Consider the following 24,842-nt stretch of genomic DNA (forward strand, 5'->3'; position numbering starts at 1 on the left):
ATTTATTAAAGAATGAAGGCTCACAACATAAGGAGTCGGCTATGAAAATCGTCATTATTGGTGCCAGCGGTACGGTCGGTCGTGCAGTCACAGAAGAGCTGAGCCGTCGCCACGAGGTGATCCGCGTGGGTCGCACGCAGGGCGACCATCAGGTGGATATCACCTCACAGGCGAGCGTCCAGGCGCTGTTTGAGAAAATCGGACCGGTGGATGCCATTGTCTCCGCCAGCGGTGGTCTTTACTTTGGCCCGCTCGCGACCATGAAGGACAGCGACTTCAACCTGGGCCTGCAGGATAAGCTGCTCGGGCAGGTGCGCCTGGCGCTGGCTGGCCAGCATTATCTTAACGAAGGCGGTTCGATTACGCTGATAAGCGGGATAGTGGCGCACGAGCCGATTGCGCAGGGCGTGAATGCCACCACGGTGAATGCGGCGCTGGAAGGGTTTGTCCGCGCCGCAGCCTGCGAGCTGCCGCGCGGGATCCGCATCAACCTGATTAGCCCGACGGTACTCACCGAATCCGCCGAAGCGTATGACGGGTTCTTCCCCGGCTTTGAAAGCGTTCCCGCCGCGACCGTGGCGCAGGCCTACCGCCGCAGCGTGGAGGGCGTGCAGACCGGGCGGGTATACAAGGTAGGCTACTGAGCCTTGCGGGCGGCGATCAGCACCAGCATCGGGCGCTCCGCCTCTTCGGCCAGCGCGGGCCAGGCGTCAACCTGCGCCTGCGTTGGCCCCCATTCGTTGACCTCGCTAATCGTTAATCCGGCCTCGATCAGCGCATTAAGCGTAGTGCCCAGCGTGCGGTGGTATTTAATCACCCCGTCCGCCAGCCAGTTGCTGACGCGCTGGCTCTCGTCCTGATAATGGTTCACGCCCCAGAACCGCTCGCCGCTGTCGTCGGTCAGCCAGCCCTGACGCGAGGCGCAGGTGTAAATCGGATGCTCCATCGAAAAGACCAGGCTGCCGCCGGGTTTAAGCGCGCGCTGAACGTGGGCAAATAAAGTATTCAGTTCCGGCAGATAGTGCAGCGCCAGCGAGCTGTAGACCAGATCGAGGCTGTTTTCACGAAGCTGAAGCGACTCCAGATCGCTACGCTGATAGTGAATCTGCGGGTCATTCGTCAGTTCAGCCGCGCGGGCGAGCATCTTTTCCGAGATATCGACCCCCGTGACGTCAGCTGCGCCCAGCTCGCGCGCCGCGCGGCAGAACCAGCCGTAGCCGCAGCCGAGATCGACAACCGATTTGCCGGTTAAATCCGGCAGCATGCTTTTTAGCGCCGGCCACTCCGGCGCGCCGTCCAGCCCCTGCACCGAGCGCGGAAGCTGAGCGTAGCCTTCGAAAAATGCCGGGTTATCGTAGATATTTTGTGCCATAACGGACTCCTGTATTGCAACAGAGGCGAGGGTAAAGCAGCCCTCGCCCGTTGACAACGTATCCGTCTGATAAATCAGAGCCTGCGCCGGATTTTCTCCACCAGAGCGGCGGTCGAAATCCCGTAGCGGTCGTGCAGGGTGGGCAGCGCGCCGGCGTCCAGGAACGCGTCCGGCAGTGCGACGGTATCGAAATCCACGTTCACGCGGTGGCGCATCAACAGCGACGCGACAGCTTCACACAGCCCGCCAACGCTGCTGTGGTTTTCCGCCACCAGCACCAGACGCCCCGGCTTCGCGGCCTGGGCCAGGATCGTCTCTTCATCCAGCGGCTTAATGGTGGGGGAATGCAGCACCGCCACGCTGACGTTATCCTTACGCAGTTGCTTCGCTGCCTCCAGCGCGCGCATGGTCATCAGCCCTGAGGCGATAATCAGAACGTCGCTCCCCTCCTCCAGCAGCGCGGCTTTGCCAATTCTGAACCGGTAGTCGTACTGGTCCAGCACCACCGGCACCTTGCCGCGCAGCAGCCGCATATAAACCGGACCATCGTGCGCCGCCATCGCCGGTACCGCCTGTTCGGTGTCTATCGCGTCGCAGGGATCGATAATCGTCATCCCCGGAATACCGCGCATAATGGCGATATCTTCCGTTGCCTGGTGGCTCGGCCCGTAGCCGGTGGTGAGCCCCGGCAGCGCCGCGCAGATCTTCACGTTGAGATGCTCCTCAGCAATCACCTGATGGATAAAATCGTAGGCGCGGCGGGTGGCGAAGACGGCATAGGTGGTGGCGAAAGGAATAAAGCCCTCTTTTGCCATGCCGCCCGCGGCCCCCATCAACAGCTGCTCCGCCATGCCCATCTGGAAGAAACGTTCCGGATACGCCTGGGCAAAGATATGCAGATCGGTGTACTTCGACAGATCCGCCGTCATGCCGACAATGTCCGGACGCTGTTCCGCCAGCCTGACCAGCGCGTGGCCGAACGGTGCGGCGCGCGTCGCCTGGCCTTCTTCCGCGATAGAGGCAATCATGGCCGACGTGGTTAAACGCGGTTTTTTCTCCGTGGTCTGGCTCATTACAGCACTCCTTCAGGTTTGTTCGCATCCAGCACGGCGAGCGCCTTTTGCCACTCGTCAGCATCCACGCGAATAAAATGGTTCTTGTCACGCTGTTCGAGGAACGGCACGCCCTTGCCCATCAGCGTATCGCACAAAATCACGCGCGGCTGGTTTTCCGGATAGCGTTTGGCGTTATCAAACGCCGTCACCAGGGCAGAAACATCGTTGCCGTTTACGCGCTGTACGTACCAGCCGAAGGAGGTCCATTTATCCTCCAGCGGCTCAAAGCCAAGGATTGTGTGCGAATTACCGTCTGCCTGCTGGCGGTTAATATCCACCAGCACGATCAGGTTCGACAGCCCATGGTGCGCCGCCGACATCGCCGCTTCCCAGGTGGATCCTTCGTCCAGCTCACCGTCCGACATAGAGTTAACGACCCAGGCTGTGCTCTGCTTATGCTTCAGCCCCAGCGCCATGCCGACCCCAATGCTTAAGCCCTGCCCCAGCGAACCGCCGGAGATCTCCATGCCCGGCGTGTAGGTTGCCATGCCGGACATCGGCAGGCGGCTGTCGTCAGCGCCGTAGGTCTCCAGCTCCTCCTCAGGAACGATCCCCGCTTCAATCAGTGCCGCATAACAGGCAATGGCGTAATGACCGTGGGAGAGCAGAAAACGGTCGCGCGCTTCCCACTCCGGCTCGCCCGGTTTGAGGTTCATCCCATGGGCAAACGCGGTGGCCAGCACGTCGGCATAGCCCAGCGCCTGCCCGATGTAGCCCTGCCCCTGCACTTCGCCCATTCGCAGGGCGTAGCGGCGAATGCGCCAGGCCGCCGCGGCAACCTGTTGAACTGTGGTATCCGTCATCTTCGGGCTCCTTAATGGATCAGCATGCCGCCGTTCACGTCGAGCGTGATACCGGTGGAGTAAGACGAAAGATCGCTGCCGAGGAACAGCGCGGCGCGGGCAACATCCTGCGCGTCGCCAAGGCGATTAAGCGGAATACCCGCCAGGATAGAGGTTTTCATCTCATCGCTCAGCTTGCCGGCGGTGATGTCCGTCTGGATAAGGCCCGGCGTGATGCAGTTCACCCGCACGTTATCCGGCCCCAGCTCGCGGGCCATCGCTTTCGCCAGGCCCAGCACGCCCGCTTTTGCGGCGCTGTAGTGGGGGCCCCCAAAGATGCCGCCGCCGCGCTGGGCGGACACCGACGAAATGCAGACGATGCTGCCCGACTTCTGCGCGCGCATGGTGGGAATAACCGCCTGGGACATCAGCAGCGTGCCGCGCAGGCTCACGTCCAGCACCGCATCGTAGTTCTCCCGTTTAATCTCCATCAGCCCGATCGGCTGGGTAATGCCGGCGTTATTCACCAGAATATCGATGCGCCCGTATTTCCCCAGCACCTGCTCAACCGCAGCATTGACCTGTAGTTCATGGCTGACGTTCGCCGCCAGGCCCAGATGCTCCTCGCCCAGGCTCGCCGCCGCGGCACGGCTGGCTTCGGCATCTAAATCGATAATCACCACCTTCGCGCCCTGTTCAGCATATAATTTCGCCGTGGCGAAGCCTAAACCGCGTGCGGAAGCCGCGCCGGTAATAACGGCGACTTTATCTTTCAGTAGCATATATTTACTCCATTCTTACAAGAGGGATTTTTATTATTTCGGCTCTTCCAGCAGCATAATCATCATTAAGCCAATGGCCGCGCAAATACCGAAATAAATAAACACAGAATTAAAGCTGCCGGTTTTATCCAGCAGATAACCTGCCAGCATGGGTGAAACAAATCCGCCGAGATTACCGCCGCTGTTAATAATGGAGGCGGCAATGGGATAGGTTTTACCGTCTGCAACCGCCATGCCGTAGGCGGTAAATGCAGGCCAGCCGATATTCAGACAGAGGCCGACAAAAAACAGCCCCACGCAAACCGCAACGGTACTTTGCGGAATATTGAGCATAATGAGCATCATCAACACGGTGCTGATGGCGGTAAACATCATGGTCGGTTTACGGCGACGGCCGAGCAGTTTGTCGGATACATAACCGCCAAAGATCGCCCCGATAAATCCGCCGATGCACGGCATGCTGGCGACCAGCCCCATGCTCATAAACGTAAAGCCTTTCTCTTTCACCAGATAGAGCGGGATCCACGTCAGCAGGCCGTAAAGCACGCTGACCATCATGAAATAGGCCAGACAGTCACCGAGAATATTCTTCGAGGTAAACAGGCCTTTCACCGTGTTCACCGGGGCTAACTCCCGCACGCGGATCAGTCGGTCAAGGCGCGCAAAGCGCGGTGAAATGACGATATTTTCCCGTCTGGCGTCCGGCGTCTCCTGACCGGCAGAAATGGTTTCCAGCTCGGCTCTGGAGACGAATGCGCTCTCGGACGGTTTTGTGCGCACCAGCAGATACCACAGAACGGCAATGACCAGCCCGGGGATCGCAAAGGAGAAGAAGACCCAGCGCCAGCCCCAGGTCATGGCAATCCACACCGCCAGCGGCGGCACGAGGATCGGCGCAAACATGGTGGCAGCAATGTAGACGCCGGTAGCCGTGGCTTTCTCCTTTGGCGGAAACCAGTTATTGATGGTGGAGGCCAGCCCGACGGGACACGGCCCCTCCGTTAACCCCAGCCCCAGGCGGATAAACTTCAGACCCAGAACGGAGGTCGCGGTGCCCATCAGCCAGGTAAACGCGGAGAAGCCGAATATCGACAGCGCCACCATGCCGCGTATGCCCTTTTTAGCGATAAAAAAGCCCGCCGGAATTTGGCTCAGGGCGTATCCCAAAAAGAACATGCTGGCGATAGCGCCGGCTTCGAAATTATTGATATGAAATTCGTCAATGATAAACGGGAGTACGGCGCCAATATTTGTTCTGTCGGCATAGTTAATGGCATAAACAATAAAAATTAATGCCAGCACAACGAAACGGTAATTGGTTTTTTTCGTCTTTATGTAGGGGACAGCTTGTTCTATACGAGACATAACTTACCTCATTATTCGAACAACGTGGGTCGTTTTTATTTTGCGTTCAACGTCAATATATCGGCTCATAAATGAAACACCATGCAATAAAACTCATTTATTGCTGAGATAAATTTGATTCGCGATGTAGCTCAAAAAAATAACATCGGGATAAAATTGCCCGCACGTAATCTCAATGGTATGTTTTTTATCAATAAACCTGAAAGGAGTAGGCTATGCCCGCGCAGGATCGCCAGACGCTATCGCTGCCCTCGCTCAGAAATTTGCAGGCGTTTATCGCCGTTGCTAACGCCTTGAGCATCCATCAGGCGGCAGAGCAGCTCAACGTGACCCCCTCCGCGGTGAGTCATCAGATCGCGTCGCTGGAATCGTGGATGGGCAAAAAACTCTTCATCCGCAGCGGGAAGGGCGTTCAGCTTACCCCGACGGGAGAGAAGTATCTGCGGGAGGTTTCAGCGGCGATGAGCGCCATCGGGCGAGCCACCGATCAGATCATCAAAGAGAAAGAGAATGCCGTACTTCGCGTGCACTCTTCGCCCACCTTCGGCCTGTCATGGCTGTTGCGGCGTCTGGGCAAGTTTCGCGCCGAATATCCCGATATCACCATCAATCTCACCTGCTCGTATGAAAACCTGCAATTCGCCAGAGACAATATTGATATTGATATCCGCCACGGCATCCCGGACTGGGATGCTTACCGGGTAATGACCATCAAAAATGACGCGCTGGTGGTGTTGGCCTCACCAGAGTATGTGGAAAAACATCCCATCGGTACCCCCGCCGATCTGCTGCACCAGTCGCTTATCTCGTCCACCAGCACCCTCGTGAACTGGGAAAAATGGTTCGCCTGGCACAATATCGACAGGCCGTGGCTTAACTTCAGCCTCAGCTTCGATCGCTCCTATATGAGTTTTGAAGCGGCGCGCATGGGGCTGGGGTTTATTCTGGAGAGCAAAATGATGGCCACCGATCACCTGAAGGAGGGTTCGCTGGTGCAGGTACTGCCGGATGAGATGGGGATCGCCATTAATGCGCATCATCTGGTGATGCCGCACATGAACGAGCGCGCCTGGAAGATCCAGCAGTTTGTCGAGTGGATTGACAGAGAGCTGCGATTGTCGGGGTATCACCTGTAACGTCGGGTGGCGGCTTCGCCTTACCCGGTCGACAGACGTGCGGCCTGATGCCCTCACCCCAACCCTCTCCCACCGGGAGAGGGAGAAATGCACCTCAGCCCACCGTCCCCCAGACCAGATTACCCTTATGGAACGTCGCGCTGCGCGGTGAAATGCGCGCCACCGCTTCGGCTGAACAGGAGGCATCCACCAGCACGAAGCTGGCGTCGTCCTGCGCTTTTGGCCACACGCGTTCGCCTTTGTCGTTCAGCGGCAGCACGTCGCCGGTGGCGATGCCGAGCGCGCGGGAGAGCGTCTGCTCGTTCGGGCGGATGTAGAGCTGCGCATAAAGATTCGCTTTTTCCAGCATGTCCCCCAGACCGTACGGCGACCAGTGGTCGATCACGCTGTCGGTGCCCGTCATCACGAACACACCCTTCTCACGCAGCTGCTTCAGCGGCATGTGCAGGGTACCAATCGGTACGGTGGAGGCGATGGTCACCTGCTGCGCCGCCATGCGGGTTGCAATCTCATCCACCTGCTGCTCGTTGAGCGTCGCCAGCGCGAAGGCGTGGCTGATGGTCAGCTTGCCCTTCAGCGCCGGCGCTTTCTCCACGGTTTCGACCATATAGTTCACCGCCGCCACGCCCGCCGGGCTGGTTTCGTGCAGGTGAATATCCACCCCTTTGCCGTAGTCCAGCGCAATCTGAAACATCAGATCGAGAGATTTCTCCATCGCGCCGTCAACGTTGGTCGGGTCCAGCCCGCCCACGTAGCGCGCTCCCGCCTGCATCGCCTCGCGCATCAGCGTTTCAGAATTAGACAGCAGCAGGCCGTGCTGCGGGAAGGCAACGATTTCGCAGTCAAAACCCGCTTTGCGGCGCGCCAGTACCGCCTGCAAATTTTCCAGGTTTTTCAGGCCGGAAACCGGCTCAATATTGCAGTGGCTGCGGGCGATGGTAGAGCCTTTCGACTGGATCAGGTCGATAAGCGCCTCCGCGCGTTCCTGGGTGTAGGGCTGTAGCTCCGGCAGCATTTTTTGTTCCAGGCGGATCATGTCCTGAATCGTGGTGCCCGCCGGGCGGTTCAGGGAGCGCCACGGGCCGCCGTAGAAGGTTTTATCCAGGTGGATGTGCATGTCGCGCATCGCCGGGAGCATCAGCTTTTTGCCCGCGTCGAAGTGCGGCAGGGTCGCGTCGGCGTGGCTGTTGTTGTCGCGCAGGGCGACGATTTTCCCGTCTTTGATTTCCAGCGTTTTCAGCTCGGTGCGGGTGCTGGTCGCCACGCTGCCGTCAAAGTTGAATCCGGCCTCCAGCAGCACGTTATCCAGGTAGTAATGTTTCGCGGTGATGTTCATTGGTTTGCCGGTCTCGCAGGTTGGCTTTGCCGAGTCAGCAGCATACGCGACGGATCCGGTCGCGCCAAACAGCGCGCAGGCGGTAACCATTTTGCCGCTCTGGCTAATAAACTCGCGACGGCTTTTGTTTTCACTCATCTTATCTTCCTTCATTAACGATATGGGTGCCGGTTTCTCCGCGCAGCGCCGCGGGCAGGCAGTCCGGCGAGGTGATGATCACCCGCCTGCCGCCGTGTTTTAAAAATTCCAGCGAGGCGACGATTTTCGGCAGCATGCTGCCCGCCGGGAAGTGGCCTTCATCCATATAACGCGTCATCTGCGCCACGTTGACGTGGTCCAGCGCCTGCTGGTTTGGCTTGCCGAAGTTAATGCACACCTTCTCCACGCCGGTGGTGATCACCAGCACGTCGGCGCGGATCTCGCGCGCCAGCAGCGCGGTGGAGAGATCTTTATCAATCACCGCGTCGACGCTCTGGTAGTCGCCCTGCTCACTGCGAACCACGGGAATGCCTCCGCCACCCGCGCCGATCACCACGAAGCCTTTTTGCGTCAGCGTTTTGATGGCGTCGGCCTCAACGATGCGTAGCGGCTGGGGTGAAGCCACCACGCGACGATATCCCCGGCCTGAGTCCTCAACAAAATGCCAGTCCGGGTGCGCTTGCTGCAACTCGTCGCGCTGCGCCTCGCTGAAGAACGCGCCGATCGGTTTCGTGGGGTGCGTAAAGCCGGGATCGTTTTTATCGACTTCGACCTGCGTGACGACCGTGACCGCTTTTTGCTCACCGCGTGCGGCCAGCCGGTTATTGAGCGCCTGCTGGATCAGGTAACCGATGCCGCCCTGCGTATCCGCCACGCAGTTTGCCAGCGGGGTCAGCGGCAGCCCTTCCCGCTCGTGGGCGATTTCGGCACGGCGCAGATCCAGCCCCACCTGAGGGCCGTTGCCGTGGGTGAGCACGATGTCATAGTCGGAGGCCAGCATTTCCAGCACGGAGTCTGCCACCGCTTTCACCGCCTGCGCCTGATGTTCAACCGACTGGCTGGCGTTGTCTTTGATAATGCTGTTGCCGCCGATGGCGACGACCATGAGCTCTTTCATACGTTTTCCTTCGCAACAGTAATTTCAGCGCTCGCCGCTTCCCGGCTATCGAGGAAATGCTTCACCACAAACATGCCGCCCATCATCAGGTAGGCCGTCATGAACATCAGCGAACTGCCTTCGGCAAAGCCCACCACCGGCGCATGGATCACACCAAACAGCGCCAGCAGCGCCCCACCGGCAGCAGCGATAGCCCCGCGCAGCGGTTTGTTAATAATGGCGAAGATGGCGATACAGCCCCAGAGCATGCTGGCGAGCGGTGCACCGTTACCGAGATGCATCAGCCCTTCGTAGTAGATCCCTTTGCTGTGCAGCACGTCGGTGCCGATTTTCCCCGCGCTGGTGCCTGCGGCGCTCATCACGCTGTTCATCATGGTCAGCGCCCAGTTGGCGATCCACGGGAACAGGCAAATAAAGATCACAGGCACCTCCACTTTGGGCGTTTCCCTCACCACCTGGTTGGCGGTGACGACGCCGATAAACACCAGAATCGGCACGATGGCGGTCATCGGAATGATGGCGAGCATAAAGGCTCCCAGCCCGAACAGCGGCACGATGAACATGGTCACGCCGGAAGCCAGCGTGTAGCCGATGCTGGCGCCCATCGCTTTCCAGCCAGGATGACCGACATAGACGGTGACCGGGAACGGGTTCCCCATCAGGCAGCCGAGCATGGAGGCCAGACCGTTCGCCAGCATGACCTTGCGGGTCGGGTACTCATCCCCCGCCGCGTGGGCGCTTTCGATGTTCTCCAGGTCAAAGATGTAGTTCGCCAGCCCCAGCGGTACGGCAGAGGCCAGATACGGCAGCGCGTGCGGCAGCCCCTGCATAAAGCTGTCCACGTGCACTTCCGGCGGGTTAAAGCCGAAGGAGGACATGGACGCTTTAATCGCATCCGGGCTTTGCAGGCCGGAGATCCACGCTAATGCCGTACCGGCAATCAGCAACAGCAGGCCGGTCGGGATACGGGCGAAGATCGGCTTTTTACCGAACCAGTTAATGAAGATCAGCAGCAGGACGATAAACGACACGGTGGGCGCTTCGAACGCCTGCAGCATGGGGTTCATCGCCAGCAGCAGCAGGCCCAGGCCGGAGAGGCACGACAGCAGCACGGTGCGCGGGATCATCTTGCGGATGGTTTCCCCTAAAAACGAACCGCCAGCGAGGATCATCGCCTCCACGAAGCACCACACCAGGCCAATCTGGATCGCGAAATCCGCATCGCCCGTTTGCTGATAAACCGGCATTAAGACCAGGAAGGTCACGGTAAAAATTGACGGCGCGCTCGGGCCGGACGGCAGCGCGGTGACGTCCGTTCGTCCGGTGGCGCGCGCCATTTGCAGGCCAAACCACGTATAGCAAAGACTCGCCACCAGCACCGCCAGCCCGAAGGCCGGTGCAATGCGTCCATAAACAATCTCCTTCGGGATGCCGACGACAAAAATGAGCAACCCCATCATGGTCAGCAAATTGGTCAGGTTGTTGGTCATCAACCCGAAATACGCCGCCCAGTCACCTCTTTTCCACTCCAGTTTCATGTTTTTCATGGATGCTTGCCTTATAAAAAGTAGCGATCGCGGAAGGTCAACAGCGCCTTTTCAAAACAGCTAAACGGCGGGTGAACGATGCCCGCCCCAATCATGCCGATGCCCGCGTCTTTGTGGGCAATGGCGGTGTTAATCACCGGCAGAATGCCGCTGCCCGCGACTTTGGTAATGTCGATGGCGGTCGGAATGCCCATGAACGACAGCAGCGGAATGGTGACGTTCGGGTTTTCGCCGAGGGTGATTTCGCGCATCTGGCGAGAAAAATCGATAGCTTCATCCACCGTCCCCCCCACCAGCGCAACAATCGCCGGAGCCGTCGCCATCGCAAAGCCGCCGATGCCGTAGGTCTCGGTGATGGCGCTGTCGCCGATGTCCAGGCCGGAGTCCTCCGGCCTGTAGCCCGCGAACATCGGGCCAATCACCTGCTGCGCCGGGCCGGTGAACCATTGTCCCGGCAGGCCGGAAATGCGCAGGCCGAACTCGTAGCCGTTGCGCGCCATGGTGGTGACGACGGTGCTGTACTCAATGCCGTGAGCGGCATCCAGCGCGGCCTTACACATCGCCATCCACGTCGGGCCGGAGAAGTAGTCGCTGCTGGCGACAAACTCAAACACCTCGCGCTGCTGCGCCACCGGGTAGCCCGCCTGGATCAGCCCCGGCGTCAGCGCCTGAATAAGAAGCGTGGTGCCCGCGTTGTTGCGGTTGTGGCACTCGTCGCCCATGTGCAGCGCCTGGGCCAGCATCAGGCGCAGGTCGATTTCACCGATGATCTTCATCGCATCGCGGAGCATCGGGCCGAGCACGTCGCGCATCCAGTTCAGCCGGTCAATCACGCTCTGGTCGTTAGCGCCCATGCGCAGGATCTTCGCCATCTGCTCGCTGAGATTGGTGAACGCCCGGTTGCCGTAGGTTTTGTTTTCAACGATGTGCATAAACATCGACGCGGAGGTCACACCCGCCATCGAGCCGACGCAGTCGTGCTCGTGGCACGGCGAGAAGGTGATGTCGCCTGAAGCCGCCAGCCTTGCCGCGTCGTCCAGATCTTTCGCCAGCCCTTCAAACACCAGCGCCCCGGTGACCGCGCCCTTCATGGCGCCGCACATGTTTTCCCAGGAGACAGGCGGACCGGCGTGCAGAATGGTGGTGCGGGTCATCCCCGGCACAACGTTAATGGCCTGGTCATAGCCCACCAGCACCGGATGGGACTGAATAATGCGCTCAAGGGCGATCTTGTTGGCGGCGGCGATCTTCTCCGCCAGCGGTTTTTCCGCCAGCTGGTCGAGCGCCTCAACGACCTGCATATTGCCCTGCCCCGGCGGCGTCCAGTCGAGTTGGGTCACGGGTACGTGCTGTTTTTTAAGATCGTCGCTGAACATCGCAATGCCGACGTTAATGACGTTCAGCGGCTGGTTGAATAAGGTCGTCATTATGCTTTCTCCCCTTTGCAGACAAATTCGCGTGCCAGTAATCCGGTGTTGGTGCTGCTGCTGGCCCAGATGACGCCTGCGTCGGTCAGCCGCTGGCACTGCTGCGCCAGCGACTGCGGATCCTGGTCGGTGCCGAGCACGTAGCCGAGGATCTCAAGCGGACGGTTATCGGCCTTCGCGATCGCCTGCGCCTCATGGATAGCGTCGAGCATGACGCCCACCGGATCCTCATGTGCGCCAAAGCCCAGCACGAAGTCCATCACGATAACGCCCACCTCCGGATCGCGCGCCTCCTGCAGCAGGCGGCTGATGCGGTTGGTCGGGTCGATCATCGGGTGCGGCTTGCCGTTGGTGAAGTCGTCGTCGCCAAAGTCGAGGAAGGTATGGGCTTTACTGACGTTGATGTCGCTCAGGCGCCTGGCCGGATCCGGCTGAATGTTGCTGTAGACGTCGTCGAATTTCTCCAGCGCCGCGAACATCGCCTCATCGCACAGGGTGCCGCCGCAGAACAGGCCGCGAATGTACTTTTGCTGCGAAGTCAGGCGGGTGCGCACCTCTTCAATCAAAGGCCAGTTGAGCGGATGCAGATCGAGGGACTCTTTTTTGATGCCGGTGAGCAGGACCGCCTTCAGGGCCGCCTCTTTGGTGCCGCGGGCAAACTGCAGGCCGTCTTCATCAGCGGGCGGTTCGCTGCGGCCGAGGAAGCAGACGACCACCGGTTTACGGCAGGCGCGGGCGCGGGCCAGCACTTTCTCCGCCACGGCGGGGGCCGGTGGCTTGGAGATGAGTGCAATCACCTGGGTACCCTCGTCGGCTTCCAGCATCTCAATGGCGTCGAGCATCATCAGGCCACCGATTTTCTCGCTCAGATCGCGCCCACCGGTGCCAATCAGCTGCGACACGCCGCCGCCGAATTCATGAATGCGCACGCTCAACTCCTGGCTGCCGGTGCCGGAAGCGCCGATGATGCCAATCGGGCCGCGGCGCACCGCGTTAGCAAAGCACAGTCCGGCGCCGTTGATGATGGCGGTGCCGCAATCCGGCCCCATCATCAGCAGCCCTTTCTGGTGCGCGAGCTGCTTCAGCGCCAGCTCGTCGTCAAGTGATACGTTATCGGAAAACAGCATCACGTTAAGATCGTTTTCCAGCGCCTGGCGCGCTTCGCGGGCGGCGAAAGTACCGTTCACGGAAATCACCGCGAGGTTTGCGTCAGGACGATGGGTTTTGGCGCTGGCAATGGTGGCGTAGCGCGCTTCATGGGAGCCCGTGCTCTCTTTACGGGTGAACAGCGCTTCGATGGCCGCCAGCGTTTCATCATTCGCCGCGTCGCCTTTAATCACGATCATCAGGTCGCCGTTTTTGGCTTCCGCTAATTCCGGCGTTAATAGCCCGAGGTTTTTTAATACGCCTTTGTTCATTTCCGTTGCCATGGCGACAAAGGCCTGCTCGACGCCCGGCAATTTATTGGCTTTGGTGGAAACCGACATGAGGGAAACCGAATCGAAATACGTATTCTTTTTTATGACGATTTTCGTTGGCATTATTTTCTCCTGAACGCGGATAAAAGGGGGCCGCCGTCGTGCAAAATGCACGTCGGTAAAAATACTTTTTGAATTAACGGCCAGCCGGAAAAAGCTGGCCGAATGCGTTATGCGCCTGCCGCCAGCAGCAGGCCGGCTATCGCATCGAAGCCTTTTTCACGCGCCAGCTCGAGCGGGGTTTTGCCGTATTTGTCGGTCATGTGCGGGTTTGCACCGTTGTCCAGCAGCAGCTTGACGATCTCCTGCTGCTTTGCGCCGCCGTCGTTGAGCACAATCGCTTCCAGCAGCGGCGTCCAGCCGACAAAATTGGTGTGGTTGACATTGATATCGGTTTTTTCCAGCAGCTCGCGCACAATCTCCACGTGGCCCTTTTCGCTGGCAGGCGTAATGCCCACCCCGCCGAAGCGCGTCAGGCGGTCGAGATCGGGATTCGCCGGAAGCACAATGCGCAGCAGGGTTAAATCGTTGGTCAGGCAGCTAATCAGGAAGGGGTTAAAGCAGGTCTGATCCTGCTTATCAATATCCGCCCCGGCGGCAATTAATAACTCCACACAGGAATAGTGCTTTTTCAGGCTGGCAATAATAACCGCAGTTCTTTTCTGACGGTTGGTGGCGTTAATATCCACGCCTTTCTCCAGACAGGCTTTTAGCGCATTGCTATTGCCCTCTTCTGCCGCCAGCAGAAATTCAGTAACGAGTTCGTTCGCAGACATATTCAGACTCCCGATGTTTTTATTTCTGTTGACCTGAGAATAGCAACAGCCTGGTCATAAAAGAATCCGCTTAAAAATGATTCATCGACAGTCAATTCATTGTTGAAGTAAATTCAACAGTCCGGCTAAAACGTGCGTCTGTGCAACCTTTTTCTTATGTTTCACCGCTTTTTAGCGCGCCATACTGCATTATGCTTATGCCTGATAAAGCCTTGCTGAGTGCGGCTTGTAGCAAATAGTCAGAACTGTGACCGGCTTCAAATACGTTGTAACGGCGCTGTTAAAATATGTTCAAAACTGATGGCTGAAGGACGTGAGATATGAATTCCATCTTTACTGAAGAGAACCTGCTGGCCTTCACCACCGCGGCGCGCTTCGGCAGCTTCAGCAAAGCCGCCGCCGAGCTGGGCGTGACAACCTCCGCTATCAGTTACACCATTAAGCGCATGGAGACCGGGCTGGACGTTGTGCTGTTTGTCCGCAACACGCGCAGCATCGAGCTGACCGAGTCCGGCTTTTACTTTTACCGTAAGGCCACCGACCTGCTAAACGACTTTCACGCCATCAAGCGCGGGATTGATACCATTTCACAGGGCATTGAGGCGAGGGTGCGCATCTGTATCAATCAGCTTTTGTACACGCCTCGCCACACCGCCCGACTGCTGCAGGTGCTGAAAAAACAGTTTCCCACCTGTCAGATCACCGTCACCACCGAGGTGTATAACGGCGTTTGGGATTCAATCATTAATAACCAGGCCAATATCGCGATTGGCGCGCCGGACACGCTGCTGGACGGCGGCGGGATTGATTACACCGAAATTGGGGCTATTCGCTGGGTCTTTGCCATCGCGCCGGAACATCCGCTCGCCTTTGTTCCTGAACCAATAGCGGAGAGCCAGCTGCGCCTGTATCCCAACATCATGGTGGAAGATACCGCGCATACCATTAACAAAAAGGTTGGCTGGCTGCTGCACGGGCAGGAGGCGATTCTGGTCCCGGATTTCAACACCAAATGCCAGTGTCAGATCCTGGGGGAAGGGATTGGCTTTTTGCCGGAATACATGGCGAGAGAGGCGGTGGAGGATGGACTCCTGGTGACGCGACGTATTAACAACCCACGTCAGGATTCACGCATGCTGCTTGCCACGCAGCATGCGGCAACCGGTCAGGTCACGCGCTGGATCAAACAGCAGTTTGGACCAGCAGGTGTGCTGACCGGGATCTACAGCGACTTACTCTGGCGCGCTTAGCTTTTGGTTTGCACCCAAAACGCGTGAATAAGACCCGGGAAGTAGCCCAGCAGGGTCAAAAGGATATTAATAATAAACGCCCAGCCAAAACCTTTACCCAGTAATACGCCCAGCGGCGGAAGGATGATCGTAAAAACAACACGCCAAAAACCCATAAGAACTCCGTGCAAGCTAACCAATTGAAAATAAAAAAGAGACTATCTCTAAGCATAGTCAGTTTACCGTTTGCCGCCACGCTGCTCTCGCGCTTTTACCTGCCTTTACCCTCTTTACACTGGCTTAAGCGATCCCCACTCGGGGGTAGAAAGAGGAAAGTATTTGTGCCCCGTACCGGACGTGGACTATGGTGAAGATCGTTAAACGATGAGGAGGTACTATGTTTTCTGTCGGTGATTATGTGCAACCGCGCCAGGGCGGTCCGAAACTGAAAGTGCTCGACGTGAAGGACGACAGCATTGTGGTCGTGCAGGCCAGCAATGAACAGGGCGAGACATTTACCCTGAAAGCCGCAGATGTGACGTTATATACCGAAGCGGGTGATTTCGGCGTCTGCTGATCGTGTAACCGGGCGGATACGTCCGCCCGGCTCAAGGCTTAAATCAGGAAATCATCCAGTGTTTTACCATTTGCCAGCGCATTGGCAATTGGCTTTGGCGTGCGGCCCTGGCCGGTCCACGTTTTCTCTTCGCCATTCATATCAATAAAGCGATATTTCGCTTCACGCACTTTGCGTTTTTTCGCCGGTTTGCCCGCCTGCACGCGTTCAGTACCGAGCAGATCGGAAGGTGAAATACCGTCGGCTTTCATCCGTTCCAGCAACGCATTAATTTTATCCTGCTGCTCTGCACGTTGCTGCTCCAATTCCGACTGTTCGTGTTGTTTTTCTTCAACAACGATCCTGACCTTCTCCAGCATTTCTTCAAGAATGTCGACGGATAATTCACGTGCCATTGCACGCAGCGTACGGATATTATTAAGATTCTGTAACGTCAAAGACATAATAATTAAAAACCTTTTCTTTGGAGTAAACCGGAAATCAGCCGACAGAATAATTCATTTTGCACGCAATATCTACCCATCAGCGCGACAGGACAATTTTGTAAATATTTTAAAATAAATAATTTATATTTCTGCCGAGAGAGCGCATGCGTCTCAGGTATTAATTGCCGCATCAAAATATACGGTTACCTTTGAGCCAAATTGAAGAATATCACGCGGTTCTCAGAGAAGCGGTTACGGCCCTTGAAAGGATTACACATAACCAATTGATTTTTAAATACAAAAACAGATCAAGGAGAGAAAATAACGAAGCGAGCAAAAAACAGGCAGGTTTAGAGCATTTCGTGGAAAAAACGCCATTAAATAAAAATTTATCACTAGTTGCTAGCTCAAAGCCAGAGATATACGCTATACGCGTCAAACAAACCAATCTAAATCACTAAGATTTACCGATAAAACATCACCTTTTGTGCTTCTCAAGGAGTTCAGACATGTTCTCACCGCAATCACGCCTGCGCCATGCGGTAGCGGATACCTTCGCGATGGTAGTCTACTGTTCCGTCGTCAACATGCTGATTGAAATATTCCTCTCCGGAATGACCTTCGAGCAGTCACTTTCATCTCGTCTGGTGGCCATCCCGGTCAACATCGTTATTGCCTGGCCTTACGGATTATATCGCGATGTGATTATGCGCTTTGCCCGTCGCATTAGCCCGGCAGGTTGGGTTAAAAATCTGGCCGACGTGCTGGCGTATGTCACATTCCAGTCCCCGGTTTATGTGGCTATTCTGCTGACTGTGGGCGCAGACTGGCATCAAATCGCGGCGGCGGTCAGCTCAAATATCGTTGTTTCGATGTTGATGGGTGCGGTCTACGGCTACTTTCTCGACTACTGCCGCCGTCTGTTTAAAGTCAGCCAGTACAGCCAGGCGAAAGCATGAGGTGGGGCGACTGGCTCATGCCAGTCGCAGACTTACTGAATGTCGCCAAACAGTCCCTTCAGAAAACGCTCCAGCGCCATACGTGAACTGAAACCGTGCGGAATACCATAATGCTCATGCGTCTCACCGCCTAAATAGAGCGGAAATTGCTGATAATGATCGCAGGTTTTAATATCCGAGGCAGGCTCAGCAAAGGACAAACTTCTGTCTTTCAGGGTCGGGTGAATAATGAGAGCGGTGCGCCCCATTCTCGCTTCACGGTTCACGTAAACATAATTCTCGCCACGGCGATATCCATACGCTTTAGATGTCACCTCATCCATGGTGAATCCCTCTTTTTCAAGAACGCGCGCCACCTCATCGGGTCGTAAATACATATCTCTTCCTCGTTATCTTTTCCTGCCCGGCAACCTTACAGTATTCAGCATTAGCAGGGCTTTCAGAATATTCCATAAACTGTTCAATAAGCCGTGACTCGCTTCAGATATTAAATTTCTGAACTAGACTGAACGGGAACACAAAATTAAGGAGGATCCTATGTTTAACAGACCGAACCGAAACGATATTAATGATGATGCGCAGGACATTCGTAATGATGTCAGCCAATTAGCGGACACGCTAGAGGAAGTGCTGAAGTCCTGGGGAAGTGACGCGAAGGATGAAGCAGATGCCGCAAAACGTAAGGCTCAGTCTCTGTTGCGTGAAACGCGTGCCCGGATGCATGGTCGCTCTCGCGCCACGCAGGCTGCCTGCGACGCGGTGAGCTGTGCCAATACCTTCGTCCGTGAAAAACCACTTTGTGCACTGGGTACGGTTGCCGCCGTCGGTATTTTTGTGGGTGCCCTGCTCAGCCTGCGTAAGTAAACACGACTTATCAGCTCCGGTTGCCTCAGGCGCCGGGGCTTTTCTTTGTCCGAACGCCTGTAAAACCCGTAAAGCACGCCCTGCCCCGTTGTGCTCATCACCCGGGCATTATCAATCTAAATTTCCCATATCTTGTATGGTTGATAATTATCACAACTACATCTAGTATTCCTTTAGCAACAGAGACACAACCTGACGCGTTCAATCGCGCCGTTTTCTTATTCTAAATGGAAATACGAATCATGAGCATTATTATTTACACTCGTAACGATTGTGTTCAATGCCACGCAACCAAACGTGCAATGGAGAGCCGTGGCGTGGCGTTTGAGATGGTGAATATCGACCTGGTGCCCGATGCCGCCGATACCCTGCGTGCGCAAGGTTTCCGGCAGCTTCCGGTGGTCGTTGCCGGAGAGACCAGCTGGTCTGGCTTTCGCCCGGACATGATTAACCGCCTGAGCGCGCAGGCCACCCGGGCATGAGTGGGCTGGTCTACTTTTCCAGCAGTTCGGAAAACACGCTCCGCTTTATCGAGCGCCTCGGGCTGCCTGCGGTGCGCATTCCACTTAACGAGCGGGAGCGAATTCAGGTAGACGAACCTTACATACTGGTGGTGCCCAGCTATGGCGGCGGGGGTACGGCGGGGGCAGTTCCCCGTCAGGTGATCCGCTTTCTCAACGATCAGCGTAACCGGGCGCTGATCCGCGGCGTTATTGCGGCGGGGAATCGTAATTTTGGCGATGCCTTTGGTCGCGCCGGGGATGTCATCTCTCAAAAATGCGGCGTGCCGTATCTCTATCGCTTTGAGCTGATGGGGACACAGCAGGACGTAGAAAACGTGCGTAAAGGAGTGAACGAATTTTGGCAACGACAACCGCAGAACGCGTAATGCAGACAACGCCTGATTACCACGCATTAAATGCGATGCTCAACCTCTATGACCGCGAGGGGCGCATCCAGTTTGGCAAAGACCATGATGCGGTGGACGCCTTTTTTGCCGCCCACGTCCAGCCTAACACAGTGATGTTTGGCAGCCAGCATGAGCGTCTCGACTATCTGGTCAAAGAAGGCTACTACGAAGAACGCGTGCTGACCCGCTATGACCGCGCCTTTGTGGTGAAGCTGTTTGAACGCGCTCATGCCAGCGGTTTTCGATTCCAGACGTTTCTTGGCGCGTGGAAATACTACACCAGCTATACCCTCAAGACCTTTGACGGCAAACGCTACTTAGAGAGCTTTGAGGATCGCACCGTGATGGTGGCTCTGACGCTCGCCCAGGGCGATGAAGCGCTGGCGGAGCAGCTAACCGATGAGATCCTCTCCGGACGCTTCCAGCCCGCCACGCCGACCTTCCTCAACTGCGGTAAAGCCCAGCGCGGCGAGCTGGTTTCCTGCTTCCTGCTGCGTATCGAAGACAATATGGAGTCGATTGGCCGCGCGGTGAACTCGGCGCTGCAGCTTTCCAAGCGCGGCGGCGGCGTGGCGTTTCTGCTCTCGAACCTGCGTGAAGCGGGCGCGCCGATCAAGCGCATCGAAAATCAGTCTTCCGGCGTCATCCCGGTGATGAAGATGCTGGAGGATGCCTTCTCCTATGCCAACCAGCTTGGTGCGCGTCAGGGCGCGGGCGCGGTTTATCTGCATGCCCACCACCCTGATATTCTGCGCTTTCTGGATACCAAGCGCGAAAACGCCGACGAAAAAATTCGCATAAAAACCCTGTCGCTCGGCGTGACGATCCCGGATATCACCTTTAAGCTCGCTAAAGAGAATGCCGACATGGCGCTCTTCTCGCCGTATGACATCGAGCGTATTTACGGCAAAGCCTTTGGCGACGTGGCGATAAACGACCTGTACAACGAGCTGGTTGCCGACGATCGCATTCGCAAGACGTACATCAACGCCCGCGATTTCTTCCAGCGGCTTGCGGAAATTCAGTTTGAGTCCGGCTATCCGTACATCATGTTTGAGGATACGGTGAACCGCTCGAACCCGATTGCCGGGCGCATCAACATGAGCAACCTGTGCTCGGAGATTTTGCAGGTCAACAGCGCCTCCACCTACGACGAAAACCTGGACTACGCGGACATCGGGAAAGATATCTCCTGCAATCTCGGGTCGCTGAATATTGCCCATACCATGGATTCTCCTGACTTTGGCAGCACGGTGGAGACCGCCATTCGCGGGCTGACGGCGGTGTCCGACATGAGCCACATCCGCAGCGTGCCGTCCATTGAGGCGGGCAACGCCGCGTCCCACGCCATCGGCCTTGGGCAGATGAACCTGCACGGGTATCTGGCGCGGGAAGGCATCGCTTACGGCAGTCCGGAAGGGCTGGATTTCACCAACCTCTATTTCTACACCATCACCTGGCACGCGCTGCATACCTCGATGATGCTGGCGCGCGAGCGCAACCAGCGGTTCGCAGGCTTTGAGCAGTCGCGCTACGCCAGCGGAGAGTATTTTAGCCAGTACCTAGAAGGCGACTGGCAGCCGAAAACCGAAAAAGTGCGCGAACTGTTTGCCCGCGCGGGGATCACCCTGCCGACGCGCGAGATGTGGCAGCAACTGCGTGATGACGTGATGCGCTACGGCATTTATAACCAGAACCTGCAGGCCGTCCCGCCGACCGGATCGATTTCCTACATCAACCACGCCACGTCGAGCATTCACCCGATCGTGTCGAAAATCGAAATTCGTAAGGAAGGCAAAACCGGGCGCGTTTACTATCCGGCTCCGTTTATGACCAATGAGAACCTGGCGCTCTATCAGGATGCGTATGAGATCGGTCCGGAAAAAATCATCGATACCTACGCGGAGGCAACAAAACACGTGGATCAGGGGCTGTCGCTGACGCTGTTCTTCCCGGACACCGCCACCACGCGGGATATCAACAGAGCGCAGATCTACGCCTGGAAGAAAGGCATCAAAACGCTCTACTACATTCGCCTGCGCCAGCTTGCGCTGGAAGGCACCGAAATTGAAGGCTGCGTGTCCTGCGCGCTGTAAGGAGAAAGGATGAAACTGTCACGCGTGAGTGCCGTTAACTGGAACAAGATCCAGGACGACAAAGACCTGGAGGTGTGGAACCGCCTGACCAGCAACTTCTGGCTGCCGGAAAAGGTGCCACTCTCAAACGATATTCCGGCCTGGCAAACGCTGAGTCACGCCGAGCAGCAGCTGACGATCCGTGTCTTTACCGGCCTGACGCTGCTGGACACCATTCAGAATACCGTCGGTGCGCCAGCGCTGATGAGCGACGCGCTGACGCCGCACGAAGAGGCGGTGATGTCGAACATCAGCTTTATGGAAGCGGTGCATGCCCGTTCCTACAGCTCGATTTTCTCGACGCTGTGCCAGACCAAAGACGTGGACGCCGCCTACACCTGGAGCGAAGAGAGCGACTCATTACAGCGCAAGGCCGAATTGGTGCTGGCGTATTACCGCGCCGACGAGCCGCTGAAGAAGAAGATCGCCAGCGTATTCCTTGAATCCTTCCTCTTCTATTCCGGCTTCTGGCTGCCGATGTACTGGTCGAGCCGGGGCAAGCTCACCAACACCGCCGATTTGATTCGTCTCATCATTCGTGATGAAGCGGTACACGGGTATTACATCGGCTATAAGTACCAGAAAGGGCTGGAGAAAGTCAGCGAGGCGAAGCGCGAGGAACTCAAAGGTTTTGCCCTCGATTTGCTGATGGATCTGTACGACAACGAGCTGAGCTATACCGAAGAGCTGTACGCCGGAACGGGCTGGGAGGACGACGTGAAGGCGTTCCTCTGCTACAACGCCAACAAGGCGCTGATGAACCTCGGTTACGAGGCATTATTCCCACCGGAGATGGCGGAGGTGAATCCGGCTATCCTCGCGGCGCTGTCGCCCAATGCCGACGAAAACCACGATTTCTTCTCAGGATCTGGCTCATCGTACGTCATGGGTAAGGCGGTAGAGACCGAAGATGAGGATTGGGATTTTTAATAAACGATAACGTTCGTTAATTTAATATAAATCCCACAATTTCCGCTCTGATATTTACAAAGCAACTACACTGTAATTTCCACGTCATATTCGCCTGAATCACTCCGATTCAGGCGAAATTTCCCGATGCAGCAGCAAAAAATTGAGAAAAATTCAAACTGCCCGCAGCCCTTTATTCATGGGAAATTCAGCCGTTTCGTTTGCGTCAAAATTCCAGCATTAGCTCGACTCAGGGTTGTCTCAGATTCTCAGTATGTTAGGGTTATGCCCGTTAACAATTTACCATGGTAATCATATCGACATAAACAAATAACAGGACACTCTCTATTGCATGGCAATTAAATTAGAAGTGAAAAATCTTTATAAAGTATTTGGCGAGCATCCGCAGCGCGCATTCAAATATATTGAGAAAGGCCTTTCGAAAGAGCAAATTCTGGAAAAAACCGGGCTATCGCTTGGCGTTAAAAACGCCAGTCTGGCCATTGAAGAAGGCGAGATTTTTGTCATCATGGGGTTATCCGGTTCGGGTAAATCCACTATGGTTCGCCTTCTCAATCGCCTGATTGAACCCACCCGCGGGCAGGTGCTGATTGACGGCGTGGATATCGCCAGAATATCAGACGCTGAACTTCGCGAGGTGCGCAGAAAGAAGATCGCGATGGTGTTTCAGTCTTTCGCACTGATGCCGCATATGACGGTGCTGGATAATGCCGCCTTCGGTATGGAATTAGCCGGTACGCCCGCTCAGGAACGGCAGGAAAAAGCCCTCGACGCACTGCGTCAGGTTGGGCTGGAAAATTATGCCCACGCGTATCCGGATGAACTTTCCGGCGGTATGCGTCAGCGTGTAGGATTAGCCCGCGCGTTAGCCATTAATCCAGACATATTATTAATGGATGAAGCCTTCTCGGCGCTCGATCCGTTAATTCGCACCGAGATGCAGGATGAGCTGGTAAAATTACAGGCTAAACATCAACGTACCATTGTCTTTATTTCCCACGACCTCGATGAAGCCATGCGTATTGGCGACCGTATTGCCATTATGCAAAACGGGGAAGTGGTACAAGTCGGCACACCGGATGAAATTCTCAATAATCCGGCGAATGATTATGTCCGCACCTTCTTCCGCGGCGTGGATATTAGCCAGGTGTTTAGTGCCAAAGATATTGCCCGTCGAACCCCGAACGGCATTATCCGTAAAACGCCAGGCTTCGGCCCGCGCTCGGCGCTGAAGCTGCTGCAGGACGAAGACCGTGAATACGGTTATCTGGTTGAACGCGGCAATAAATTTGTCGGCGTTGTCTCCATCGACTCCCTGAAAACGGCGCTCACTGAGAACCAGGGAATCGATGCGGCGTTAATCGACGCTCCGCTTGCCGTGGACGCCGAAACGCCGCTCAGCGAGTTGCTCTCTCACGTGGGCCAGGCGCCGTGCGCCGTGCCGGTCGTCGGAGAGGAACAACAGTACGTCGGCATCATCTCAAAACGGATGCTGCTGCAGGCTTTAGATCGCGAGGGGGCAAACAATGGCTGATCAATCTAACCCGTGGGGCACCACTGAAGCAGCGGACAGCGCGGCGCAATCTGCTGACGCGTGGGGTTCTACGCCAGCGCCAACCGATGGCGGTGGTGCCGCAGACTGGCTGAACAGCGCACCCGCGCCTGCGCCAGAACATTTCAATATTATGGATCCGTTCCACAAAACGTTGATCCCACTCGACAGCTGGGTTACGGAGGGGATCGACTGGGTGGTCACCCACTTCCGTCCGGTCTTCCAGGGGATCCGCGTCCCGGTGGATTACATCCTGAACGGCTTCCAGCAGCTGATGCTGGGCATGCCGGCACCGGTGGCGATTATTCTGTTCTCGCTGATCGCCTGGCAGTTCGGCAGCGCGGGAATGGGGGTTGCCACGCTGATCTCGCTGATTGCCATTGGCGCGATTGGCGCGTGGTCGCAGGCAATGATCACCCTGGCACTGGTGCTGACCGCCCTGCTCTTCTGCGTTGTCATCGGCTTACCGATGGGGATCTGGCTGGCGCGCAGTCCGCGGGCCGCGAAGATAATTCGCCCGCTGCTGGATGCGATGCAGACCACACCCGCGTTCGTCTATCTGGTGCCTATCGTGATGCTGTTCGGCATCGGTAACGTGCCGGGGGTGGTAGTGACCATTATCTTCGCCCTGCCGCCGATTATCCGTTTGACTATTCTGGGGATTAACCAGGTGCCAGCGGATCTGATCGAAGCCTCACGTTCCTTCGGCGCCAGCCCGCGTCAGATGCTGTTCAAAGTTCAGCTTCCGCTGGCGATGCCGACCATCATGGCGGGCGTTAACCAGACGCTGATGCTGGCCCTGTCGATGGTGGTGATCGCCTCGATGATCGCCGTTGGCGGACTGGGCCAGATGGTGCTGCGCGGTATTGGCCGTCTCGACATGGGGCTGGCTACCGTCGGCGGCGTCGGGATTGTGATCCTCGCTATTATTCTTGACCGCCTGACCCAGGCCGTCGGTCGTGATTCACGCAGTCGCGGCAACCGTCGCTGGTATACCACCGGCCCTGTCGGGTTACTCACCCGCCCTTTCACGAAATCAAAATAAGGAA

27 protein-coding genes are annotated in these 24,842 nt (G+C 56.6%); 13 read left to right on the top strand and 14 right to left on the bottom strand.

The genetic code is table 11. The features are described from left to right. Nucleotides 1-41: 41 nt before the first annotated feature. Complete coding sequence (locus tag N2K86_RS16725) at nucleotides 42-644, top strand: short chain dehydrogenase (RefSeq protein WP_260659339.1); 603 nt, start codon at nucleotides 42-44, stop codon at nucleotides 642-644. Here N2K86_RS16725 and N2K86_RS16730 read toward each other — a convergent pair. From N2K86_RS16730 to N2K86_RS16750, 5 genes are all read right to left on the bottom strand, one after another. Continuing rightward, complete coding sequence (locus tag N2K86_RS16730; protein WP_260659340.1) at nucleotides 638-1,372, bottom strand: class I SAM-dependent methyltransferase; 735 nt, start codon at nucleotides 1,370-1,372, stop codon at nucleotides 638-640. The two genes, N2K86_RS16725 and N2K86_RS16730, sit on opposite strands and share 7 nt — an antisense overlap. Before the next feature lie 74 nt (nucleotides 1,373-1,446). Next, nucleotides 1,447-2,445, bottom strand: coding sequence for a transketolase family protein (locus N2K86_RS16735; protein WP_260659341.1), 999 nt, complete (start codon nucleotides 2,443-2,445; stop codon nucleotides 1,447-1,449). After that, nucleotides 2,445-3,290 (bottom strand): transketolase, encoded by an 846-nt coding sequence (locus N2K86_RS16740; RefSeq protein ID WP_260659342.1) that lies wholly within the window; start codon nucleotides 3,288-3,290, stop codon nucleotides 2,445-2,447. The genes N2K86_RS16735 and N2K86_RS16740 overlap by 1 nt, the downstream gene beginning before the upstream one ends. 11 nt (nucleotides 3,291-3,301) lie before the next feature. Beyond that, nucleotides 3,302-4,051, bottom strand: coding sequence for an SDR family NAD(P)-dependent oxidoreductase (locus N2K86_RS16745; protein ID WP_260659343.1), 750 nt, complete (start codon nucleotides 4,049-4,051; stop codon nucleotides 3,302-3,304). A gap of 33 nt (nucleotides 4,052-4,084) precedes the next feature. Beyond that, on the bottom strand, nucleotides 4,085-5,416 hold the full coding sequence (locus tag N2K86_RS16750; RefSeq protein WP_260659344.1) for an MFS transporter: 1,332 nt from the start codon (nucleotides 5,414-5,416) through the stop codon (nucleotides 4,085-4,087). Nucleotides 5,417-5,631: 215 nt separating this feature from the next. On the opposite strand from N2K86_RS16750, the gene N2K86_RS16755 reads away from it, so the two are divergent. Next, a complete protein-coding gene (locus N2K86_RS16755; protein ID WP_260659345.1) occupies nucleotides 5,632-6,552 on the top strand; it encodes a LysR substrate-binding domain-containing protein in 921 nt (306 codons plus the stop codon). 94 nt (nucleotides 6,553-6,646) lie between these two features. Here N2K86_RS16755 and N2K86_RS16760 read toward each other — a convergent pair whose 3' ends face one another. The 6 genes from N2K86_RS16760 to N2K86_RS16785 all read right to left on the bottom strand — a co-directional run bounded on the left by N2K86_RS16760 (nucleotide 6,647) and on the right by N2K86_RS16785 (nucleotide 14,212). Beyond that, nucleotides 6,647-8,026, bottom strand: a complete 1,380-nt coding sequence (locus tag N2K86_RS16760) for an amidohydrolase family protein (RefSeq protein WP_260659346.1) — start codon at nucleotides 8,024-8,026, stop codon at nucleotides 6,647-6,649. Between the two features lies 1 nt (nucleotide 8,027). Continuing rightward, nucleotides 8,028-8,984: a carbamate kinase family protein gene (locus N2K86_RS16765; protein ID WP_260659347.1), complete on the bottom strand. Its 957-nt coding sequence runs from the start codon at nucleotides 8,982-8,984 to the stop codon at nucleotides 8,028-8,030. Continuing rightward, a complete protein-coding gene (locus tag N2K86_RS16770; RefSeq protein ID WP_260659348.1) occupies nucleotides 8,981-10,531 on the bottom strand; it encodes a xanthine permease in 1,551 nt (516 codons plus the stop codon). Before N2K86_RS16770 ends, N2K86_RS16765 begins: the two co-directional genes overlap by 4 nt. Before the next feature lie 11 nt (nucleotides 10,532-10,542). After that, nucleotides 10,543-11,958: a DUF1116 domain-containing protein gene (locus N2K86_RS16775; protein WP_260659349.1), complete on the bottom strand. Its 1,416-nt coding sequence runs from the start codon at nucleotides 11,956-11,958 to the stop codon at nucleotides 10,543-10,545. Next, nucleotides 11,958-13,499, bottom strand: coding sequence for an acyl-CoA synthetase FdrA (fdrA, locus tag N2K86_RS16780; protein ID WP_260659350.1), 1,542 nt, complete (start codon nucleotides 13,497-13,499; stop codon nucleotides 11,958-11,960). Before fdrA ends, N2K86_RS16775 begins: the two co-directional genes overlap by 1 nt. A gap of 107 nt (nucleotides 13,500-13,606) precedes the next feature. Further along, nucleotides 13,607-14,212, bottom strand: a complete 606-nt coding sequence (locus N2K86_RS16785) for an ankyrin repeat domain-containing protein (protein ID WP_260659351.1) — start codon at nucleotides 14,210-14,212, stop codon at nucleotides 13,607-13,609. Nucleotides 14,213-14,532: 320 nt separating this feature from the next. Between N2K86_RS16785 and N2K86_RS16790 the strand changes: the two genes are divergently transcribed. Further along, nucleotides 14,533-15,462, top strand: coding sequence for a LysR substrate-binding domain-containing protein (locus tag N2K86_RS16790; protein WP_260659352.1), 930 nt, complete (start codon nucleotides 14,533-14,535; stop codon nucleotides 15,460-15,462). Here the strand turns inward: N2K86_RS16790 and N2K86_RS16795 are convergent. Further along, a complete protein-coding gene (locus tag N2K86_RS16795; RefSeq protein WP_260659353.1) occupies nucleotides 15,459-15,617 on the bottom strand; it encodes a YqaE/Pmp3 family membrane protein in 159 nt (52 codons plus the stop codon). The two genes, N2K86_RS16790 and N2K86_RS16795, sit on opposite strands and share 4 nt — an antisense overlap. A gap of 221 nt (nucleotides 15,618-15,838) precedes the next feature. Here N2K86_RS16795 and N2K86_RS16800 point away from each other — a divergent pair, with 221 nt between their 5' ends. After that, on the top strand, nucleotides 15,839-16,018 hold the full coding sequence (locus N2K86_RS16800) for a hypothetical protein (protein ID WP_260659354.1): 180 nt from the start codon (nucleotides 15,839-15,841) through the stop codon (nucleotides 16,016-16,018). A gap of 38 nt (nucleotides 16,019-16,056) precedes the next feature. On the opposite strand, the gene stpA is transcribed toward N2K86_RS16800, so the two are convergent. Further along, nucleotides 16,057-16,461 (bottom strand): DNA-binding protein StpA, encoded by a 405-nt coding sequence (stpA, locus tag N2K86_RS16805; RefSeq protein WP_260659355.1) that lies wholly within the window; start codon nucleotides 16,459-16,461, stop codon nucleotides 16,057-16,059. Nucleotides 16,462-16,652: 191 nt separating this feature from the next. On the opposite strand from stpA, the gene N2K86_RS16810 reads away from it, so the two are divergent. Continuing rightward, nucleotides 16,653-16,904, top strand: coding sequence for a hypothetical protein (locus N2K86_RS16810; RefSeq protein WP_260659356.1), 252 nt, complete (start codon nucleotides 16,653-16,655; stop codon nucleotides 16,902-16,904). A gap of 48 nt (nucleotides 16,905-16,952) precedes the next feature. Beyond that, complete coding sequence (gene alaE, locus N2K86_RS16815) at nucleotides 16,953-17,402, top strand: L-alanine exporter AlaE (protein ID WP_260659357.1); 450 nt, start codon at nucleotides 16,953-16,955, stop codon at nucleotides 17,400-17,402. Nucleotides 17,403-17,434: 32 nt separating this feature from the next. On the opposite strand, the gene N2K86_RS16820 is transcribed toward alaE, so the two are convergent. Further along, nucleotides 17,435-17,779: a DUF2002 family protein gene (locus tag N2K86_RS16820; RefSeq protein ID WP_010434335.1), complete on the bottom strand. Its 345-nt coding sequence runs from the start codon at nucleotides 17,777-17,779 to the stop codon at nucleotides 17,435-17,437. 160 nt (nucleotides 17,780-17,939) lie between these two features. Between N2K86_RS16820 and N2K86_RS16825 the strand changes: the two genes are divergently transcribed. From N2K86_RS16825 to proW, 7 genes are all read left to right on the top strand, one after another. After that, nucleotides 17,940-18,266 (top strand): DUF883 domain-containing protein, encoded by a 327-nt coding sequence (locus tag N2K86_RS16825; RefSeq protein ID WP_010434339.1) that lies wholly within the window; start codon nucleotides 17,940-17,942, stop codon nucleotides 18,264-18,266. Nucleotides 18,267-18,508: 242 nt separating this feature from the next. Beyond that, a complete protein-coding gene (nrdH, locus tag N2K86_RS16830) occupies nucleotides 18,509-18,748 on the top strand; it encodes a glutaredoxin-like protein NrdH (protein ID WP_260659358.1) in 240 nt (79 codons plus the stop codon). Beyond that, nucleotides 18,745-19,155: a class Ib ribonucleoside-diphosphate reductase assembly flavoprotein NrdI gene (nrdI, locus tag N2K86_RS16835; protein ID WP_260659359.1), complete on the top strand. Its 411-nt coding sequence runs from the start codon at nucleotides 18,745-18,747 to the stop codon at nucleotides 19,153-19,155. The genes nrdH and nrdI overlap by 4 nt, the downstream gene beginning before the upstream one ends. Next, nucleotides 19,128-21,272 carry a class 1b ribonucleoside-diphosphate reductase subunit alpha gene (nrdE, locus tag N2K86_RS16840; RefSeq protein WP_260659360.1) on the top strand — a complete coding sequence of 715 codons (2,145 nt, stop codon included), beginning with the start codon at nucleotides 19,128-19,130 and terminating at the stop codon, nucleotides 21,270-21,272. Before nrdI ends, nrdE begins: the two co-directional genes overlap by 28 nt. A gap of 9 nt (nucleotides 21,273-21,281) precedes the next feature. Further along, entirely contained in the window at nucleotides 21,282-22,241 is a 960-nt protein-coding gene (gene nrdF, locus N2K86_RS16845) for a class 1b ribonucleoside-diphosphate reductase subunit beta (protein ID WP_260659361.1), read from the top strand. 331 nt (nucleotides 22,242-22,572) lie between these two features. Continuing rightward, entirely contained in the window at nucleotides 22,573-23,775 is a 1,203-nt protein-coding gene (proV, locus tag N2K86_RS16850) for a glycine betaine/L-proline ABC transporter ATP-binding protein ProV (RefSeq protein WP_120159322.1), read from the top strand. Beyond that, entirely contained in the window at nucleotides 23,768-24,838 is a 1,071-nt protein-coding gene (proW, locus tag N2K86_RS16855) for a glycine betaine/L-proline ABC transporter permease ProW (RefSeq protein ID WP_089601292.1), read from the top strand. Before proV ends, proW begins: the two co-directional genes overlap by 8 nt. Nucleotides 24,839-24,842: the final 4 nt, after the last annotated feature.

This window comes from Enterobacter mori, from assembly GCF_025244905.1.
In the GTDB taxonomy this organism is placed as follows: Bacteria; Pseudomonadota; Gammaproteobacteria; order Enterobacterales; family Enterobacteriaceae; genus Enterobacter; species Enterobacter mori_A.